Genomic DNA, 18,038 nt, shown 5'->3' on the forward strand with positions numbered 1-18,038 from the left:
TTATAATTGTCAAGCGAGAATGGTTGCGATATAGTCGGTCATCGGATGTTTGGCATTGAACAAGGAGGCCGTGGAAATAAAACAATCCGAGGGATGTACATGCTGAATCTGAGAAAAAAAATACTCGTGGCAATCGACGGCTCCCCCTATTCGGATAAAGCGGCTGAAGAAGCCGTCCGGATCGCCGCCGGTAACCGCAGCCAGTTTAAAAGCAAGATTTTCGCCCTGCTCGTGGTCCCCAACGCCCAGAGTTCTTCCTACTCCGATTTCGTGCCGGTCAAGCCGTTGACCGAGACCGAGCAGTGGGAGGAACTGCGCAAGCGGATATTCTATATCATCGAAAAAAGTGCCGCGGAATACGATGTTCCCCTGGAAATGATCGTGGAGGCGGGAGAGCCCGCCGAGACACTGGTGGAGTTTGCCAGGACGGAAGGGGTTGACCTGATCGTGATCGGCAGCTCCAGCAAGGGATTCATTGAGAGCAAGCTGAAAGGCAGCGTGTCCCGACGGGTTGCCGAGATGGCCCACTGCTCGGTCTATCTGGTGAGGGCCTGAGTCGAGGACCGCGCTCAGCGTGTCTGCTGCAGATGACAAAACGGGGCGTGTCCGATGGACGACGCCCCGTTGCGTATGAACAGCACGTACGGTTGCTTTATTTCAGGATTTTGATACCTGAAACGAAGAGGATGTTGTCAAAGGTGCGGTTCAGGGTCTTGCTGGTGAACTTGGGCAGTGCCGGCACGTCGGAGGGGTACTCGATGCTGGCACCCTTGTCGACCTTGGTCTTGGGCAGGGCCATCCAGACGTTCTTGCCGTCATCACCCTTGGCTTCGATGTAAGTGTAAACGTCGGCGTCGATGGTCTGGACTACCGTGGCCTTCTTGGTCGGAACGCCAGCCGGAATGTCGGCGGGCTTCATGCCGGCATGGGGGTCGCCGGCGGGAGCGCCGGGCATGGGAGCGCCGACCGGGGGATGGCCTGCCGGCTGACCGGCTGCCTGGGGCTGGGTGGGGGCTTCAGTCTTCGGCTTGTCCTGGCAGCCAGCCAGGGCGAGTGCGGCGATCATCAAAGCAACAACTGTTGTTCTCACGTCTTCCTCCTGGGGAATAATAATGTAAAGGTGTACAACAATAGCACACTTTTGGGAAACGGGACACAAAAAAGGGCTTGGCTATTCTCCTTGCCGTTGCGGGATGCTGTGGTATACACAATCAGAGCCGGTACGCAGGCGGAGGTGACGGTATGTTCGAGTCCGCAGAGCTGGGCCACAAAATTTCCAAGGAGATGTTCAGGCGGGAACTCCCCCTATTGCGGGAGGCGCTGCTGGACGCGCAGCTGGACCTGCTGCAGTCGCGTCGCTTTCCGGTTATCATCCTGCTCGCCGGCGTCGATTGCGCCGGCAAGGGGGAAACCATGAACCTCCTGCATGAGTGGATGGACCCCCGGCACATCGAGTCCCATGCCCTGCGGGAGCTGACCGACGAGGAGCGGGAGCGCCCTCCCATGTGGCGTTACTGGCGGGACCTTCCGCCCAAGGGGAAAATCGGTATCTTCATCGGCTCCTGGTATTCGGCGCCGCTTCTGGATAACGTCCACGGCATCAGCAAGAATGCCGAGCTGGACCAACAGCTGGACCGGATCATCCGCTTCGAGACCATGCTCTGCAACGAAGGGGCGTTGATCCTGAAATTCTGGCTGCACCTTTCCGAAGAACAGCAACGCAAGCGCTTGCGCAAACTGGAAAAGGACCCCAAGACCCGCTGGCGGGTCAAGGAGAGCGACTGGAAGAATTTCAAGAACTATGCCCGCTTTCGTACGGTTTCCGAACGGATGCTGCGCACGACCAGTACCCCCAAAGCGCCCTGGAACATTGTCGAAGGGGCCGACGAGCGCTACCGCTCCCTGACCATCGGCAGGGCGATCCTGGAGGCGTTGCGCCGGCGCCTGGATGCCCCTGCGGCGCCAGCGGCGGATGAGCCGCTGCCGCCTTTGCTGACTTCCATCGATGGCCTGCAGATTCTGCAGACTCTTGACATGACGAAGAAGATCGCCAAGAAACGCTACGATGAGGAGCTGGAAGCCCTGCAGGGTCGTTTGAACCTGCTGTCGCGGCACAAGAACTTCAATCGGCTGTCGGTGGTCACGGTGTTTGAGGGGAATGATGCCGCCGGCAAGGGGGGAAGCATCCGTCGGGTTACCCAGGCTCTCGACGCCCGCAGCTATCGGGTGATCCCGATCGCCGCGCCCACCGAGGAAGAACGCGCCCAGCCCTATCTGTGGCGGTTCTGGCGGCACCTGCCGCGACGGGGGCGGCTGGCGGTCTTTGACCGCTCCTGGTACGGTCGGGTGCTGGTGGAGCGGGTGGAGGAGTACTGCTCCCGTACGGACTGGATGCGGGCCTACGGCGAGATCAACGATTTCGAGGAGCAGCTGGTCAGGAATCACACCGTCGTCGTCAAGTTCTGGCTTGCCATCACCCCGGAGGAGCAGCTGCGGCGGTTCAAGGAGCGGGAAAAGATCGGCTTCAAGCGGTTCAAGATCACGGACGACGACTGGCGCAACCGGGAAAAGTGGAGCTTGTACGCCCAGGCGGTTTGCGACATGATCGACCGCACCAGCACCGAGATCGCCCCCTGGACGCTGGTGGAGGCCAACGACAAGAACTACGCACGAATCAAGGTGCTGAAAACCATCTGCGACCGCCTGGAACAGGCGTTGGACAGACTGTGATCCATTCCATCTCAGGAGCGGCTTCCCCATGAGTATTGCGCCGGCCATACTGACTGCACTCAACACGACGCAGGATCAACTGGTCAAAAAAATGATCGACGACGTGCGAACCATCTACAGCAGCATGCTGGGGATCGAGCTGATGCACCTGCCCCTGGAGGTGGACCCGGTGTCCCAGTTCCAGGACTGCGTTTCGGCCATGGTAGGGTTGGGCGGCACCTACAGCGGGCTGGTCAGCGTGCATGTGCCGACCGGCCTGGCCAAGACCTTTGCCGGAGCCATGCTGGGGATGGACGTGGAAGAGGTGGACCAGGATGTCTACGATGCCCTGGGAGAGATCGCCAACATGGTGGCGGGGAACTTCAAACAGCATATTTCCAAGGGGGGAGGCGACGTGCGTATCTCGACCCCCTCCGTCATCTCCGGCAAGGATTACATCGTGCAGTGCAAGCAGAACGACTCCATCAACCTGCTCTTCGATGTGGCGGAGGAGTGGTTCATGGTCAGTACCGTCCTTTCAGCCGATTAGCCTGACGTACCATCGCTCAAACAGGCGCAGCGCCATGAAGAACAGTTCCGGCAGCAGGTTGTGCCGCAGCTTCACGAAGGGTGCGCGGACGTAAAAGGGGATGGCGCCGGCCCGCAGTGCCGCAAGGCAGCCGGTGAGCAGCCGGTCGTCGACCATCAGGATTCCAGACAGGGGGACGCCGGCGAGTTCCCCTGTGGCGATAAGGCCATCGACATACGGCTTCTTCCTGACGCCGCTGATCAGCCGGACCCCGGGAAAACATCGCTCCAGCATCAGGCGGCGTTCCGGCGTGGGGCGGTTGGAAAGGATGAGCACCCGTTCCGGTCCCAGTCGGCGGCAACAGGCGGCAAGCCAGTCGGCAACGTCCGGCAGCACCTCCCCGGCGCCGTGGGGTGCCAGCACCCCATCGAAATCAAGGGCCAGCGCCTGGATATTCCGCTGTGCCAGCTCTTCCGGCCGCAGGCGCAGGACGCTCTGGTCAGGCGGCGTCGCCCTGAGCAGTGCCGCAAGGGGGCGGCGCATCCTGAACCCTTCGGATATGCCCAGCAGGATGTGGTGGATGGCTCACTCCTTGTTCAGCTGCTGGGCCCGCGAGACCAGGTAGTAGACGATGCCCAGGATCAGCAGGGTCAGCGCCAGAAAGGCCTGGGTACTCAGGTCGTCATGGCGCAGGGTGGAGATCAGGATCTCCCGTACCATGGCCACGATGATCACGCCGATAAAGACCAGGATGTTGAAACGCCCTCCCTTCAGGTTCTTGATCTCGTTTTCCAGCAGTTCGATCATCATCCAGAGGATCAGCATCGCCCCCAGGGCGGAGAGAATCCCTTTCTCCACATTACCGCTGAAAATAAGCGCAATGTCCTTGATGAACAGCCCCACCACCCCCACCGACAGGCCGGCCAGCGCCAGCACCAGGATCAGGTTCAGGCCGTAGGTGAACCGTTCGGACAGGTGGATCAGCTCCGATTCCAGCCGGCGGGAAACAAAGACCTTCTTCATTTCTTCGTCGCGGTAGGAGGAGGTCATCACCGACAGGTTCATGTCCAGGATGCGGTCCACCGATTCGCGGTAGGAGCGGCGCAGGTCGCGGTCCGGGAAGGTGTCGTGAATCAGGTGGTGCAGAAAGTGGCGGACCTGGTGCATGGCGGCGTTGACGAAGTTCACCGGCAGCTCCACCCGGACGTGGGCATGGCCGATCCGTTTGAGGTTTGCCAGATAGAGGTCGTCGTACTGCCCGGAGAACAGGGATATGAACCAGAGACGGTGAAAATGGTCCATTTTCTCCCGACTGGTTTGTCGTGTCAGGATGGCAGCGGTTTCCGGGTGCGTGATAATGAACTCGTAGAGATCGTCCACCAGCTGTTGCTGGTGCTGCTCGGCAAGTCCGCGCAGCTCCGCCAGGCGCCGGGCATCGTCACCGGTAAAGGAGTAGTGGCGTTTGAGTTCCTCCATGCTGCTGGCCATAGAACCTCCGTGCTTCACGTTCATGCGTTCGTCGGTTTCGGGTGACGGACGATTTCGAGGCGGTGGGAAACGGGCATGTCTACGGGCGGTAGCGCCAGGCCGCGGCGCAGCTTCCCTCGCTGGAAACCATGCAGGCCCCCACCGGTTGCTCCGGCGTGCAGGCGGTGCCGAACAGGGGGCAGTCCGTCGGTTCGATACGGCCGGTCAGCACCTCGCCGCAGCGGCAACCGGCCGGTTCCAGCGGTTCCGCCAGTTCTGCCGGCAGCATGCGGGCCGCATCGAAAGCGGCATACTCGTCACGGAAGGCCAGGCCGCTGGCGGGCAGGACGCCCAGCCCTCGCCAGAGGGCGTCACAGGGCGCGAAGACGTCCCGCAACAGTGCCTGTGCTTTCGGATTTCCCCCGCGGGTAACGGCACGGGCGTACTGGATCTCCACCCGGGCGGTACCGGCCAGGTGCTGGCGCAGCAGCCAGAGAATCCCCTGCATGATGTCGGCCGGTTCAAAGCCGGTGACCACGCAGGGGATGCGGTAGTTCTCCACCAGGTGGCGGTAGCCGTTGCCGCCGATGACGGTACTGACATGGGCCGGGCAGAGATAGCCCCTGATCTGCACCCGGGGGTCGGCGGAGAGGGCCGCCATGGGAGCGGGCATGGTCTTGTGGGAGGCCAGTACGAAATAGTTGGTCAGGCCGTGGCTACGCGCGGTGAGAACTGACGCCGCCACGGTGGGGGCGGTGGTCTCGAAGCCGATCCCCAGAAAAACGATCCGTCGTCCGGGGTGTTCCGCCGCCAGCCTGACCGCCTCCAGCGGCGAATAGACGATGCGCACGTCGGCACCCCTGGCTCGTTCCCGCAGGAGGGAGGAACGGGAGCCGGGCACCCGCAGCAGGTCGCCGAAGGTGGTGATGATGGTGCCGGGATCGGTAGCCAGGGCCAGGGCGTGGTCGATGTAGCCCACCGGCGTGACGCAGACCGGGCAGCCGGGGCCGGAGACCAGGCGCACCTGGGGGGGCAGCAGGCTTTTCAGGCCGAACCGGGCGATGGCCATGGTGTGGGTACCGCAGACCTCCATGAAACGTACCGGTTCGACCAGTGTCGATGCTTCGCGGGTGATGGCGCCGGCCAGCCCCTGCACCAGATCGTGGTCGCGGTACTCGTCCTGGTGTTTCATACCATATCCTCGGGGCTGAATACCTCCCGCATCATCCGCAGGGTCTCCTCCGCCTCCGCCGGATCGATCCGGGAGATGGCAAACCCGGCATGCACGATCACGTAGTCTCCCACTGCCACCGGCTCAGCCAGCATCAGCAGGCTGGCCTCCCGTCGGACACCGTCGATTTCGGCGACAGCCGTATCGCCCTCCACCGTTATAACCTGCATCGGTACACCAAGGCACATATCAGTTCGTCTCCTGTACGTTAGGGATGCCGCTTCGCCCCGTAGGCGGCGATCGCCGCCTGTCCCAGGGCAATGCCGCCGTCGTTGGGAGGTGCCAGGCGGTGCGTGAAAACCAGGAAGCCTGACGCGGCAAGGGCAGTATATACCAATTCCGTCAGAAGGCGATTCTGAAACACGCCGCCGGAGAGAACCACCCGCTCAGGGCCGCCGTCAGCGCGTATCCGGCGGCAGCCGGCAGCCACGGCCTCCGCCAGGCCGCGATGGAAGGCCAGTGCCAGACGGTCGCGACCGGCGTCGCCGTCCGGGCCGTCCGCCAGGGCGCGGATCGCCGGCGTCGGGTCCACCACAAACGCTCCGTTATCGCCCAGCGTCAACGGGCAGGGGAGCGGCTGCGATTCCGCAGCATTCTCGGCTGCCGCCTCCAGCGCCATGGCAGCCTGGCCGTCAAAGCGGTTGATGCTGCCGAACCCCAGCAGTGCCGCCACGGCATCGAAGAGTCGGCCGATGCTGGACGTATAGGGCGCATTCACGCCCCGCTCCAGCATCAGGCGCAGGGTGGTCAGCTCCGCCGCCGGCATCTGCCGCAGCAGCGGCAGGTCGCGCTCGAAGCAGGCGGGGCCGTAGCTTTCGAACAGCCAGGAGAGGGCCATGCGCCAGGGCTCATGGGCTGCGGCATCACCGCCCGGCAGGCGGGCCTGCCGCAGGTGCCCGGCCCGGCGTACCCCGCCGTAGCCACCCACCAGGAATTCGCCCCCCCAGACCGTGCCGTCATACCCCAGGCCGGTACCATCGAAGATCACGCCGGTCACCTCGCCATCAAGGCTGTTTTCGGCCATGCAGGAGGCCATGTGGGCATGATGATGCTGCACCCGGACGATCGGACGAGCCTGGGCCCGGCTGCCGGTGGCGGTGTTGGCTTCCTGCTCCAAACGGAGAGCGTTGTCTTCGGCCAAGCGGGTGGAGAGATAGTCCGGGTGCAGATCGCAGGCCAGGAGTGCCGGCCTGACCTCCAGCATGCGGCAGAGATGTTCCACGGTCTCCCGGCAGGCCTCGAAGGTGGCCTCGTTCTTCAGATCCCCGATATGCTGGCTCATGAAGGCGTCGGCACCTCTGGTCAGGCAGACGGTGTTCTTCAGCTCCGCGCCGAAGGCCAGGACCGGGGGGGCGCTGAAAGGAAGCCGTACCGGACGGGGAACGAATCCCCGGGAGCGACGGTAGAAGATCGGTGCTCCCCGGAAGACCCGCAGCACCGAATCGTCGGTGCGCACCTGGATCGGCCGGTCGTGGGTCAGCAGCGCGTCGGCAATATCGGCCAGCTTGTCCCGGACCTCCCGGTCTCCGGCGATCATCGGTTCGTCGGAACGGTTGGCACTGGTCATGACCAGTGCCGGCAGCGTGGTTGCCAGGTTGCTGAAGAGCAGGTGATGCACCGGCGTGTAGGCCAGCAGCAGTCCCACCCAGCGGCTGTCCGGTGCCACCAGCGGCGACAGCGGGGTATCGGGCCGACGCCGTACGATGACGACCGGTGCGTCCGGGCCGGCCAGCAGCCGTTCCTCCATATCGGACAGACGGGCTATCAGCCGGGCCGTGGCCAAGTCCGGCACCATAACGGCGAACGGTTTTTCGTCGCGCTGCTTGCGGCTGCGCAGCCGGGCCACGGCCCCATCGTTGCACGCATCCACTGCCAGATGGAATCCCCCCAGTCCTTTCACCGCGACGATCAACCCCTGTCGCAGAAGAGAACCGGCATGCTCCAGCGGGGCGGGATGGTCAGGAACAAGCGAGAGCCGGGGACCGCAGGCGGGGCAGGCGATCGGCTGGGCGTGGAAGCGCCGGTCGAGCGGATCGCGGTATTCCGCCTCACAGGCGGGACAGAGTGGAAAGGCGGCCATGGTGGTCAGGGGGCGGTCGTAGGGGATGGCGCTGATGATGGTCCAGCGGGGGCCGCAGTTGGTGCAGGTGATGAAGGGATGCCGGAAACGGCGGTCGGCCGGATCGAACAGTTCCCGCAGACAGTCGGCGCACAGGGCGGTGTCCGGCGCGATCTGCACCTCCGGCATGCCGCCGCTGCTGGGCAGGATCTCGAAGCCGGTTGCGCCCGTCACCGTCGGCAGCTCCCGCTGTTCGCAGCGGGTGACAACCGCCAGCGGCGGCAGCTCCGTCGTCAGGCGCTGTGCGAACCGTTCGACCGTGGCAGGCGCACCCTGCACTTCGATCTCCACCCCGGCCGGCGTGTTGCGGACCTGGCCGGACAGTGCCAGATCTGAAGCCAGACGAAAGACAAAGGGACGGAAGCCCACCCCCTGGACGATGCCGCTGATGGCAAAACGCCGGCGGATCATGGCGGCATGCCCGCTGCCACTGGCATCAGTAGGCGTAGAGCACTTCAATGTTGGCCTGGGCCTTCGCGGTGGCGGACCGCTCTCCCTGCAGCTCTATCCGGTACAGGTAGGGGAAGTGCTGGGGGGTGATGCCCGACTGTGCCTCGGCGACGCCGGCCCCTTCCAGTTGCAGGCCGCTGATGTCGGTATTGCCGATCAGGGTTTCGATGATCTTCGAATAGATGGTGTAGGGGCTGCCGCTGGCAGCCATCAGGTTGAAGGTCGCGTCGGGGCTCTGCTTCGGATCGGCGGTGTTGCTGCAGCCGGCCGGCCACTGGCTGGAGGGGAGGGTCAGCTTGCTCTGGATGCAGGAAGCGGTCGAGAGGAGTTGCAGGTTGACGGCGCTGAAGGTGCTGCCGGCCAGGGCTGCCAGATTTGAGTCCTGATAGTTCTTGAGCACATAGGGGAGGAGATCCTTGACGAACAGCTCGGAACCGCCGTAGCTGGCCTCAAGGGAGGTCCGGTACTTCTTGTAGGAGGCGGACACCGTGGTTCCCTGGACAATCATATACATGAGCGCCAGGATGATGGTCAGCGAGATCAGTGTCAGCATCAGCGAGGTGACCAGGGCGACCCCTTTGGTATTGTGCAGGCGTTTCATGGGTAACTCCGGCAGATTACTGGTTTGAAAGCAGGTTCTTCGGCCTGACGACGATCCGGTGCAGCTTCCAGCGGTAGTTGAGCTGGTTTGCCGCCAGCGTGAAACCGCCCGCTCTGGTCAGGCTGGCTTCGCCGTCGTCACTCATCGCCAGGGGGGAGGGGCTGCTGTAGCCGCTGTCCCGCCTGCCGTTCTGGGCCAGCACGTAGACCTTGACCATCTTCAGGTTGGAGCGGATGTTCGGCAACAAGGTCAAGGAGTTGTTGTTTGTCGTACCGAGAGCTGCCTGCACGTTTGCCGTGGTACCCTCGGCGATGCCGCTGTTGACCTGGGAGCCGTCGGCATTCGAGTAGGTATCAAGCATCCCGTCGTTGTTCATGTCCCAGCCCAACACCACCTGCATGTCCAGCACGCAGTCCAGAAGCGGCAGGTAGAGCAGCTTGCCGTCGGCGTGCTTCACGGTTGTTTTGTACAGGATACCGGTACCCGGTGCGCAGTAGGCGGGCAACTTGATGCTGCTGGTGGCGCCGGGCACTGCCACGAAGTAGTCGCTGCGATTAAAGGGAAAGCGCAGGTCGCCGGTATCAACGCCGTAGAGCGTGTAAATGCTCTGCGACGACGAGGAAAGATGTTCGAAAGCAACGTCACTGTAAGCGTAGTAGAAATCGTCGGTCGGATCGCGCATCAGGCTGCTGCGTAGCGGAGTGCCGAACTGCTTGCGGATCAGGACCGCCCTGTCGCCGGAATCGAAGTTTTCGGCATTCGAGGCCCATTTTTGAACGCTGGCCATGCTGGACGATATTCTGAGGAAGGTCCACTTCTGGGCTGTCTTGGTTCGTCCTACGGTGGTGCCCTTGATGGTCAGGTAATCGGAGCCGGCCATGACCGTGGTGGCGTCCAGGGTGGCGGCGGCAACGTTGTTGCCGAGCACCACCGGTCGGGGAACGTTGTCGGGGGCGTCGTTGTAGCTTGAGGCCGGCGCGTCGACGGCTTCGTTGGCATAAGCAGTGGGTTCGGTGAACAGCCCGTAACCGGCCTGTTGCAGGTCGTGGCGCAGCATCTCCAACCCCACGATCCCTTCGATGTTGCTCTCCTCGCTCCGAAAGAGCTTGCCTGCCTGCTTGAGGATGGTGTCGAAGGAGCTGGCCGTAATCATCAGCACCACCATGAAGACCGCCATGACCACAATCAGTTCCACCAGGGTGAACCCGCGTTGCTTTCGTAGCATAGCCCGAGCCCCGTTCATTGTTGTGCCTTGCTGACCACGCCGGCGGCATCATGGGTGTAGCGCGTCCCCTTGTGCCGCCAGATCACCTGAAAGCGGATTTCTTTGGAGTTCTCGTAGGTGATGCCAGAATGGGCTACCGAGAAATTCCGGAAGCCGTTCAGTATCTGCCGGGACTCCACCAGGTATTTGGGCGTTAAAGGGGGGTGTGTGGAAACGGCGTCAAATCCCTTGGCCAGTTCCCGGGCCATGTAGCTGTCGGCCACCTGTACCGCCTCGTTTCTGAGCTGGTTCTGCAGGTTGTGGTTCAGGGCCACATTGACCGTCTGCAGCAGACCCAAAAGCCCCACCATGGCGATGAGCACCGCCACCAGAAATTCCAGCAGGGTGAATCCCCGGCTATTGCAGAGCACAGGCATTGTTTTCCATCCTTCCCAGGTTGGTGCGGCCATAGTGGACCACGATGCAGTCCACCTGCGCCCTGATGTCACTCGGAGCGGTAATTTTGATGGTATCGAGGTCATTGGTGAACCCCCGGATATCGAACTCGAAAATCCGGTTAGCGATTGATGCTCCGCTTGCCTTGGTCAACGGGTAGGCGAGCGGCTTGGTGAAGAGGGCCGTGCCGCCGGTGCTCCGGTTTTCGTCGGCGGAGCTGAAGCGATAGAAGGTGTAACTTTGCGGCTGCAGCACCACCTTGTGCCGCTTCTTCATGAAGATCGAGTCGGTGCGGGCCTGGTTCAGATCGGCGAACAGCTCCCGCGTCTGGCGCTCGATCTGGCTCTTACGGCTCCAGGAGGTGAAGTTGAGCGTGACTAGCGTCAGCAGAATCCCGATGATACCGAGTACCACCACCAGTTCAAGCAGCGCGAATCCCCTGCCCTGTATGCCGTGACGTCGCATTGCCTACTTCTCCCTGATATGCAGATACTTCTTGACCGGCTTGGGGTTGGTGATCAGCGACAGCCCCTGGGCCGTGGGGGGAACCCCCTGGATCGGCGTGGCCAAACGTCGCCCCTGCAGCCGGAGGTTGCCGGGATTGCTGAATGCCGTGGCCAGCTTCACCTCGGCGAAGGCACCGGTGGACACCTGCATCAGCGCCGTTCCCTGCATGGTGCGGGCCGGCGGTACGCCGCCGGTGTTGTAGCGGAGCGCCCAGATCAACGTGTCCCCGCCGAACTTGCAGATGTCCGAGCTGGGTTTGAAGGTGGTGAAGAAGACGTTGCCGTTGGGCAGCGCCACCGGGTCGGTGATGACCCGTTCCGCCAGTGTTGCCGAATCGGCGGCGTCAAGGTTGATATACCATCCCGGTGCGGTTGCGGAAAGGGTGTCGGCAGGCGCCGTGGAGGCGTCGCCGCTCTGGTTGACGATGGTGCCGCTTACCGCGTCGGTGCAGGTGGGGGCGATATCGTTGTCCGTGCCGCCGGCCACGTTGGCCTGGGGGGTGTGGTCGGCCCGGTTGGCCGTCGAGTAGCAGGGCTCCTTGATGCCGTACAGCCGCTGCTGCACGGAGAGGGCCGGGTCATCGTTCTTGTAGAAGTAGCGGCCGGTGCCGAAATAGAGCCAAAGGGTCTTGTTGGGACGGTCCTGCAGCTTGGTGACGGTGGTGGTCACCGGGCCGATGTCGTTGATCACCGTGCTGACCGTCCACTGGGCCGGATCGGGGTTGTCCTTGGTAACCAGGCGCAGGATGCCCCCCTTGGTCCAGGTGTTCGGGGCAACGGCAGTGTTCTTGGCGGTGTAGCCGATATAGACGGCATCATCGCTGTAGTAACCGTTGTCGCCCGATTTGGAGCGGTCGGTGTCGATGACCGCCGAGGAGAGGGTACCGGCAAAGGCGTTGGCGATGCCGGTGTCGATGGTTCTGAGCAGCGTACCGGTTTTGAGGTCAAGGATGAACAGCTTCAGGTTCTGGTTCGAGGTTCCCAGAAACTGATGCTTGGTGGTATCGATGGGGCCGGTGGGGCCGGAGGCGAACACGGCGAACCATTTGCCGTTTCTGGCGTGGTCGGGGGTGACGCCGTCCGCCTTTTTCGTGCCCACCCGCACGATGGCCGGACCGGTGATAGCTGCCCCCAGGTAGTGGCCTGCAGCCGGATTGCCCTCGAACTCCCACAAATACTTCGGGTTGACCGGGTCCTTGACGTCCAGGGCGAAGTAGGAGGAAAGGCCATAGTTGGTAATGGGGGCCTTGATACAGGTGCCGGCACTGCCGGCGGTGCAGCCGTCGGCGGATGTCCGGCTGGCCCCGCCGTACCCCATGCCGCCGATCAGTATCGTTGACCAGGTGGAACCGTCGGCAAGTTTTTCACAGGTGCTGTAATCGGTGGCAACCGTGCATTTCGTGGTGTCCGCCGGGATCATGATGCTGGCGTCGACGATGGTGGGGGTCCGGTCCACCAGAAAGATGTGGTCGTAGTCGAGATTGGCGCAATACGTCGCGTCGCCTCCTCCCTTCTTGCAGGTGAGATAGCGCAGGTAGGGAAGTGCGTTTTTGGGGATGAAGGACCAGAGCTCCTTGCCCAGCTGATCGGCGGCGTTGGCCAGGTTGCCCGTTTCGTCGTTCATCTGCGCCTTGCTGTAGTGGTCCGTCCGTTCGTGCAGCACACCCAGCTTGAAGGCGTGGAGCATGCCGTCGTTGCCGCCCACCAGGGCCATGCCCCGGTTCTGATAGGTGGGAGTTTTGGAAAAGGCCAGGTAGCTCGCATCATTGTAACCGTTGGGCGGCGCCAGGTCATAGGTATTCAGCTTGACGTTGGAGACCAGCTTGGGGGTGGAGGAGACGATGTCCCCCAGCTTCCATTCCCGGGTGCAGCCGGCGGCATCGGTAAGGCCGCAGCCGCTGATGGTCACCTTGCGGTCCCGGAAACCGGCCTGGTCGGTACCGTGCACATAGCTGATCACCTTGGTGGTGGTGGCTTCGTCGCCGGTCTGCATGGCGGCCCAGACGCCGGGCCAGGTGTTGAAATAGCCGTCCACCTCCAGGTTGCTGAACTTCTGCGGCGTGGTACCGGCGGTGGAGCCGTACCCGGTAAAAATGGTGCGCGGGGCGGTGGTCAGGTTCCGTTCCCAGAGCAGGCGTCCCGCTTTCCAGAGGCTTTTGACGTCGTCGGGCGAGATGGTGTCCACCGGTGTGGCGGAGTCCGCCAGGCCGTCGCCATTAGCGTCGGAGAAACGTCGCACCAGGGTTTTGCTTTGGGCCGGATCAAAGTAGAACTGGGTGACGTAGTCCTGCTGCAGGTTCAGGACATTGTCCTGAACGGTGTCCTCGCGGATGGAGGTCTTGTTCAGGAAGGGGTCGATGTAGTACCAGAGGTTCTGCATTTCACCGATCCAGCCCACCTCGGTATTGTTGTCGAACTGTTTCTTGGGATAGAAGACCGCCTGCAGCAGGTTGGCGCCGCTCCCCTCGCTGTTGTTGAGGATCGATGCCGCCGTGCCCGAGGCGACCCGGGCCAGGATTTCGTTCAAGGCCTTTTCCAGCTGGCTATCCAATTCCAGGGGGTTGCTGACCGGAAAATAGTTGTCCGGCAGGCCGTCGCCATCCTTGTCCCACTTTGCCGCCGTGTCCGGCACGCCGCTGCCGGTGTAGCCGCCCCACTTGGCGGCGTACCAGAGCGGATTTTTCAGATAGCCGGCCGCCGGGGTGGCCGAAACGCTGAAATCCTTGACGCTGGTCAGGGGCAGGCCGCTTATGGGGGAGGTGCTGCCCACATCCTTGTCCTTCACCACCAGGTAGGTGCCGTCAGCCGTGGTTCCGGAAATGACGTAGCCCAGGACCTGGTCGATGCTGCCGGCGGCGTAGTCCGAGTTGACCTTGACCTGCACGCCGTTGATGGTGCCGCCGCAGGAGCCGTGACCGGCGTCCGCCGCCGCCTGGGTGCAGATTTCGTAGGTGGCGATGGCGTCCATGTCGTGGTCCGCCCCCTGCTCCACGTCCTCGAAGTTGATCCGGAACTTGGCGTAGATGATGTCGTTGCTGGTGTCGTATTTCAGGTCATCGATGTAGAAATCCACCAGCGCATTGGTTGGGCAATAGGCGGTGGGCTGGCAACTGGAAAGGGTCAGGCCGTCGGCGCCGATGCTGGCGGTGCACTTGTCCCAGCAGTTCTCCTTGATGCTGTAGCTTCCACTGACCGATTTTCCCACCGGCACCACGTTGATGTACTTGCCGCCTGCCTTGATCTTGATGTCGGCAAAGGGAGAGGAGAGGGCGATGACGAAGGTGTTGACCGCCGGTTTGCCGGTCTTTTCCGTGAACTTGGACTTGCCGTAGTAGGCCACGGCTGCCGCGTAGTAGGAGCCCTTCTTGGTCGGCTCCTCGGGGCAGGTACCCCGCACCAGGGTAAGGTTGCCCACGCTTTTCGCGGAGCAGATGAAGTCGGTGCTGCCGTTGCTTTCGCCGATGAACCAGTTGTTGCCGTCGACCCCTTCGGTGGCGCTGATGGTTTCCAGCAACTGGTTGAGCAGTGATTTTCCGCCGCTCTGCACCCCCAGGCCCAGTTGCGGGGAGGCGGCATCTTCTGTGAAAAAGCTTCCGTCCGGTTTTGCGTACGAGCTGCCCGGAATCTGATCGGAATCGTAGCTGGTGTTGACGTCGGAGAGCACCAGCAGGAAGGGCTGGGCGCAACTGGGGAAGATGTCGTAGGGCTGGTACCAGGTGCTTCCCTTGTTGTAGCCCCAGGCCGGCTTGCTCAGGTTCACCCCGGAGTCAGCCGGCGTGGAATAGGTGAATTCCGCAGTCGGCGTCCCCTTGCCGGCAAAGTAGCGCAGCGATTCGTACATCATCTCGGCGATGGGGTTGCCCCACATCTTGCATTCGCCTTCATTGATGCCGCGCGTGGTGATCCAGCCGCAGTTGGAGTAGGAGCGGTTCGTGTAGCTGTAATCGATCAGCTTCATCCGGTCCATGCTGATGATCAGGTTGCCCTTGTCGCTCTCCGAGGTCTGCAGGCCGCCGTTGTTCATGTTCACTTCATCGGACACCGGCCCCGGATTCTTGCGCAGCACGCCGCCGGAGAGGTTCTTGGTGTAGGAGGTGGTCATGAAACCGAAGTACATGTCCGCCTTGTCGAAGCAGAGTCCCTCGCCGCTGCCGCAGTCGCTGTCGTTACCGCAGGGCTTGCCCATGGTCTTGGAGCAGACCTTGGTGACGCCGGTGCCGTCGGTCTTGTACTCACCGTACTTCTGGAACAGGCCGATGGGGCGATAGGTGGTGCCGTACAGCCGGCAGCGTTCGAACTTGTTGTCCTCCGACAGGGTGCCGACTCCCGATTTGCAGACCTCAACCTGCATGGTGTAGTCAGTGCGGTTGGTGACGGCGCTGGTGCCGTCGCTGAAGGTGTCGCCACAGACCGGTGACTCCTTGGAGGCCCATTCCCAGATCCGCTTGGTGGAGTTGGGGATAATCCGTACCAGGGTGGTGGCCTGGGGAGAGCTGGTCGGTTCGCCGCTGGCGAGGGTGGTGTTGCAGATCAGGTGACGGCCGGGGGCGGCGGCACCGGCATCGGCCTTGGGAACGCCGTTGGTGATGAAGTCCTCGCTTTTCAGGGTGCAGTCGTTGGTGCCGACCACGATGTTGGGGGCGCGGACATCGAGCGTGGGGCTGGTGGTTCTGTCGCCGAAGACGGTCCAGGAGGCAGCGCCGGGTTTCTTGAACCAGACCTTGACCCCGTCGCCGCCGTTGGATTCGAGGCCGCGGACGATCAGCCGGTACCAGGTCTTTTGCGCCAGGTTGATGGTGCCGCTGTGGGTCTGGCAGGAGCATTGGGCGTGACTGCCGTAGTAACTGATCTGGTCGGCGCCGCTCGTGGTCTGCACGATGTTGTTGTTGGCGATGTTGCGGACTTCCATCTCCACGCCGTCATCGCCGTCAATGGCGAACTGCCAGCCGCCGTTTTCACTGTTGCCGACGTAGAATTCCGCCACCACCACGGTGGCGCAGTCATCACAGTGGTCAGTGGCCGGATTGAGGGCAGCATCGTCGAAGTTGGTGACGAAGACCGGGTTAAAGCCGCTTTTGAACTGAGTCGTGTCGATGGACGCCATGATGTCGGCATGGTCGCTGCCGTAGCTGCCGCTGGAGGGGTAGCGCACAACCAGCATCTTGTCCTTGCCGGGTTGGTTGTTCCCCCCCCAGGAGATGGTCGCCGTGGTGCAGGGGGCGCCGGCGGTGGGGGCGGCGCTGCCCAGCAGGTTGATCGACTTGTCGGTGCAGGCGTAGCCGCTGTCGCAATCGGCGTTGGTCAGGCACTGGGTCTTGTAGGCGCCGGTGGTGCTGTTGTAGCAGAGCCTGCCGGTATACTCCTTGCCCCAGCTGTGGGCGTCCTGGGGAATGTAGGCCCGGTTGAGCACGTTCTTGGGGCTTTCCTGGGAGCGCTGGCCGCCGTACATCACCTTGCGCAGCACATCCATCCGCGACATGGTGATCCAGTTGAGCAGGTTGCCGCTGATCTGGCCGCTGCTGCAGAAACGGTCGGTATTCGTGGCCACCGGCGTGTAAAGGTCGTTGCTGCCGGAACCGCCGGAATGGGTATAGCATTTGTAGGGATTGAAGTAGCCGTAGTACTCGATGGAGTGATCGTAGGTCCTGTCGATCCTGCCGTCGCCGTCGAGGTCAACCCCGTCGTTGTAGGCTTCGTAGTACAGCTTGTGATCCCGGCCGATTTCGAACATTACCATCGGGGGAACCGGCTGGGAGATGAACGGTGGCCTGACGCAGTAGTCGTTCATGGTTGCCCCGTGGACGGACATGACGGGCAGCAGGCAGGCGGCACACCCCGCCGTGACGACTCCCAACAGCTTGAACAGAGCTCGCGCACTCATGACGTCACCTCTCCACCTCAATTTCATAGACCATCCTGCCCCGCGTTTTCAGATGTACCTTCTTGCCGGTGGAAACGTCGGAAAGCCGCCCTTTTCGTTGGTAGAAGGCACCGTTCGCTTCCCGTACGATCAGCACAACCGTCACCTCCGGCCGTAACTGGTAGGCCTCGTCTCCGATGGTGATCTGGTTGTTGCCGATGGAGGCGACAACGCCGCTCTGGTAGACGTGCCGGGTCGTGGCGGCGTTTGCCGGTGCGGCGTCCATGATCAGCAGGGAGGCCAGTGCAAGGATCACGATACGCATGGAGATGCTCCTGTACAGTGTCATGGGGTGGTGCTCGTTTCCGGCGGAACCGTCGGACGCAGCTGTCCTGCGTCGACGATTACTCCCTGCATCAGCAGTTTTTTTGCGTAGTCGACGTAGATGATCCCCTCCCTGCCGTCACGTTCAGCCACAACCTCGAACAGGCCGGCAACCGGTGAGTGCCGCACCGTCTTCACGGTCAGGTTCAACGGTTTGATCAGTGCGGCAGCCTCTTGGCTGCTCAGTGTGTGGCAGGTCGTACAGTCGTGGCCCGCCGGGACCCGCTGGGCTCCGGCGGGGGGAGGGGACGCAAGGGCGGCTGTTGCCACGACCAGCAGGGCCGGCAGGAAGAGGCGGAATCGGTCAGGGAGACTTCCGGGCATATGCATCAACTCCTGTGGTGTCCGGCGGCGCAGGCGTCATCCAGCTTGGGTGAGCCGCTGGGCGTGTTGTGTCTGCACGAGCTGGTCTGTTTTGTGTATGCACAGGATGTGCCGGAGGGATGGCGTGTTTAATGTGTTGATATTGTGTGGGTATTTCGGATTGCTGTGAATTGGTATGCAAAGTTTGCATACTTGTGC

At 62.4% G+C, this 18,038-nt stretch carries 16 protein-coding genes; 3 read left to right on the forward strand and 13 right to left on the reverse strand.

Features of this window, described 5'->3' with window-relative positions:
* Positions 1 to 99: 99 nt before the first annotated feature.
* Entirely contained in the window at positions 100 to 555 is a 456-nt protein-coding gene (locus tag RAK07_RS01380; RefSeq protein WP_305731071.1) for a universal stress protein, read from the forward strand.
* A 97-nt stretch (positions 556 to 652) separates the two neighbouring features.
* Here the strand turns inward: RAK07_RS01380 and RAK07_RS01385 are convergent, their stop codons facing one another.
* On the reverse strand, positions 653 to 1,090 hold the full coding sequence (locus tag RAK07_RS01385) for a hypothetical protein (RefSeq protein ID WP_305731072.1): 438 nt from the start codon (positions 1,088 to 1,090) through the stop codon (positions 653 to 655).
* Between the two features lie 152 nt (positions 1,091 to 1,242).
* On the opposite strand from RAK07_RS01385, the gene pap reads away from it, so the two are divergent.
* Positions 1,243 to 2,730: a polyphosphate:AMP phosphotransferase gene (gene pap, locus RAK07_RS01390; protein WP_305731073.1), complete on the forward strand. Its 1,488-nt coding sequence runs from the start codon at positions 1,243 to 1,245 to the stop codon at positions 2,728 to 2,730.
* 28 nt (positions 2,731 to 2,758) lie between these two features.
* Entirely contained in the window at positions 2,759 to 3,259 is a 501-nt protein-coding gene (locus RAK07_RS01395; RefSeq protein WP_305731074.1) for a chemotaxis protein CheX, read from the forward strand.
* On the opposite strand, the gene RAK07_RS01400 is transcribed toward RAK07_RS01395, so the two are convergent.
* The 12 genes from RAK07_RS01400 to RAK07_RS01455 form a co-directional block, all read right to left on the reverse strand.
* On the reverse strand, positions 3,248 to 3,781 hold the full coding sequence (locus RAK07_RS01400; protein ID WP_305731075.1) for a hypothetical protein: 534 nt from the start codon (positions 3,779 to 3,781) through the stop codon (positions 3,248 to 3,250). The two genes, RAK07_RS01395 and RAK07_RS01400, sit on opposite strands and share 12 nt — an antisense overlap.
* A 42-nt stretch (positions 3,782 to 3,823) precedes the next feature.
* Positions 3,824 to 4,726 carry a protoglobin domain-containing protein gene (locus tag RAK07_RS01405; RefSeq protein ID WP_305731076.1) on the reverse strand — a complete coding sequence of 301 codons (903 nt, stop codon included), beginning with the start codon at positions 4,724 to 4,726 and terminating at the stop codon, positions 3,824 to 3,826.
* 79 nt (positions 4,727 to 4,805) lie between these two features.
* A complete protein-coding gene (gene hypD / locus RAK07_RS01410) occupies positions 4,806 to 5,897 on the reverse strand; it encodes a hydrogenase formation protein HypD (RefSeq protein WP_305731077.1) in 1,092 nt (363 codons plus the stop codon).
* Positions 5,894 to 6,124: a HypC/HybG/HupF family hydrogenase formation chaperone gene (locus RAK07_RS01415; RefSeq protein ID WP_305731078.1), complete on the reverse strand. Its 231-nt coding sequence runs from the start codon at positions 6,122 to 6,124 to the stop codon at positions 5,894 to 5,896. The genes hypD and RAK07_RS01415 overlap by 4 nt, the downstream gene beginning before the upstream one ends.
* 20 nt (positions 6,125 to 6,144) lie before the next feature.
* Positions 6,145 to 8,466, reverse strand: coding sequence for a carbamoyltransferase HypF (gene hypF, locus RAK07_RS01420; protein WP_305731079.1), 2,322 nt, complete (start codon positions 8,464 to 8,466; stop codon positions 6,145 to 6,147).
* A 25-nt stretch (positions 8,467 to 8,491) separates the two neighbouring features.
* Positions 8,492 to 9,106 carry a hypothetical protein gene (locus RAK07_RS01425; protein ID WP_305731080.1) on the reverse strand — a complete coding sequence of 205 codons (615 nt, stop codon included), beginning with the start codon at positions 9,104 to 9,106 and terminating at the stop codon, positions 8,492 to 8,494.
* 16 nt (positions 9,107 to 9,122) lie between these two features.
* Positions 9,123 to 10,331: a prepilin-type N-terminal cleavage/methylation domain-containing protein gene (locus tag RAK07_RS01430; RefSeq protein WP_305731081.1), complete on the reverse strand. Its 1,209-nt coding sequence runs from the start codon at positions 10,329 to 10,331 to the stop codon at positions 9,123 to 9,125.
* A gap of 14 nt (positions 10,332 to 10,345) precedes the next feature.
* Positions 10,346 to 10,747: a type IV pilus modification PilV family protein gene (locus RAK07_RS01435; RefSeq protein ID WP_305731082.1), complete on the reverse strand. Its 402-nt coding sequence runs from the start codon at positions 10,745 to 10,747 to the stop codon at positions 10,346 to 10,348.
* Positions 10,728 to 11,231 carry a pilus assembly FimT family protein gene (locus RAK07_RS01440; protein ID WP_305731083.1) on the reverse strand — a complete coding sequence of 168 codons (504 nt, stop codon included), beginning with the start codon at positions 11,229 to 11,231 and terminating at the stop codon, positions 10,728 to 10,730. Before RAK07_RS01440 ends, RAK07_RS01435 begins: the two co-directional genes overlap by 20 nt.
* Positions 11,232 to 11,234: 3 nt before the next feature.
* Positions 11,235 to 17,153 carry a pilus assembly protein gene (locus tag RAK07_RS01445; RefSeq protein ID WP_305731084.1) on the reverse strand — a complete coding sequence of 1,973 codons (5,919 nt, stop codon included), beginning with the start codon at positions 17,151 to 17,153 and terminating at the stop codon, positions 11,235 to 11,237.
* A 4-nt stretch (positions 17,154 to 17,157) separates the two neighbouring features.
* Positions 17,158 to 17,457, reverse strand: a complete 300-nt coding sequence (locus RAK07_RS01450) for a hypothetical protein (RefSeq protein ID WP_305731085.1) — start codon at positions 17,455 to 17,457, stop codon at positions 17,158 to 17,160.
* Positions 17,458 to 17,477: 20 nt separating this feature from the next.
* Positions 17,478 to 17,840, reverse strand: a complete 363-nt coding sequence (locus tag RAK07_RS01455; RefSeq protein ID WP_305731086.1) for a disulfide isomerase DsbC N-terminal domain-containing protein — start codon at positions 17,838 to 17,840, stop codon at positions 17,478 to 17,480.
* Between the last annotated feature and the right edge of the window lie 198 nt (positions 17,841 to 18,038).

The sequence above is a fragment of the Trichlorobacter ammonificans genome (assembly GCF_933509905.1).
GTDB lineage: Bacteria > Desulfobacterota > Desulfuromonadia > Geobacterales > Pseudopelobacteraceae > Trichlorobacter > Trichlorobacter ammonificans.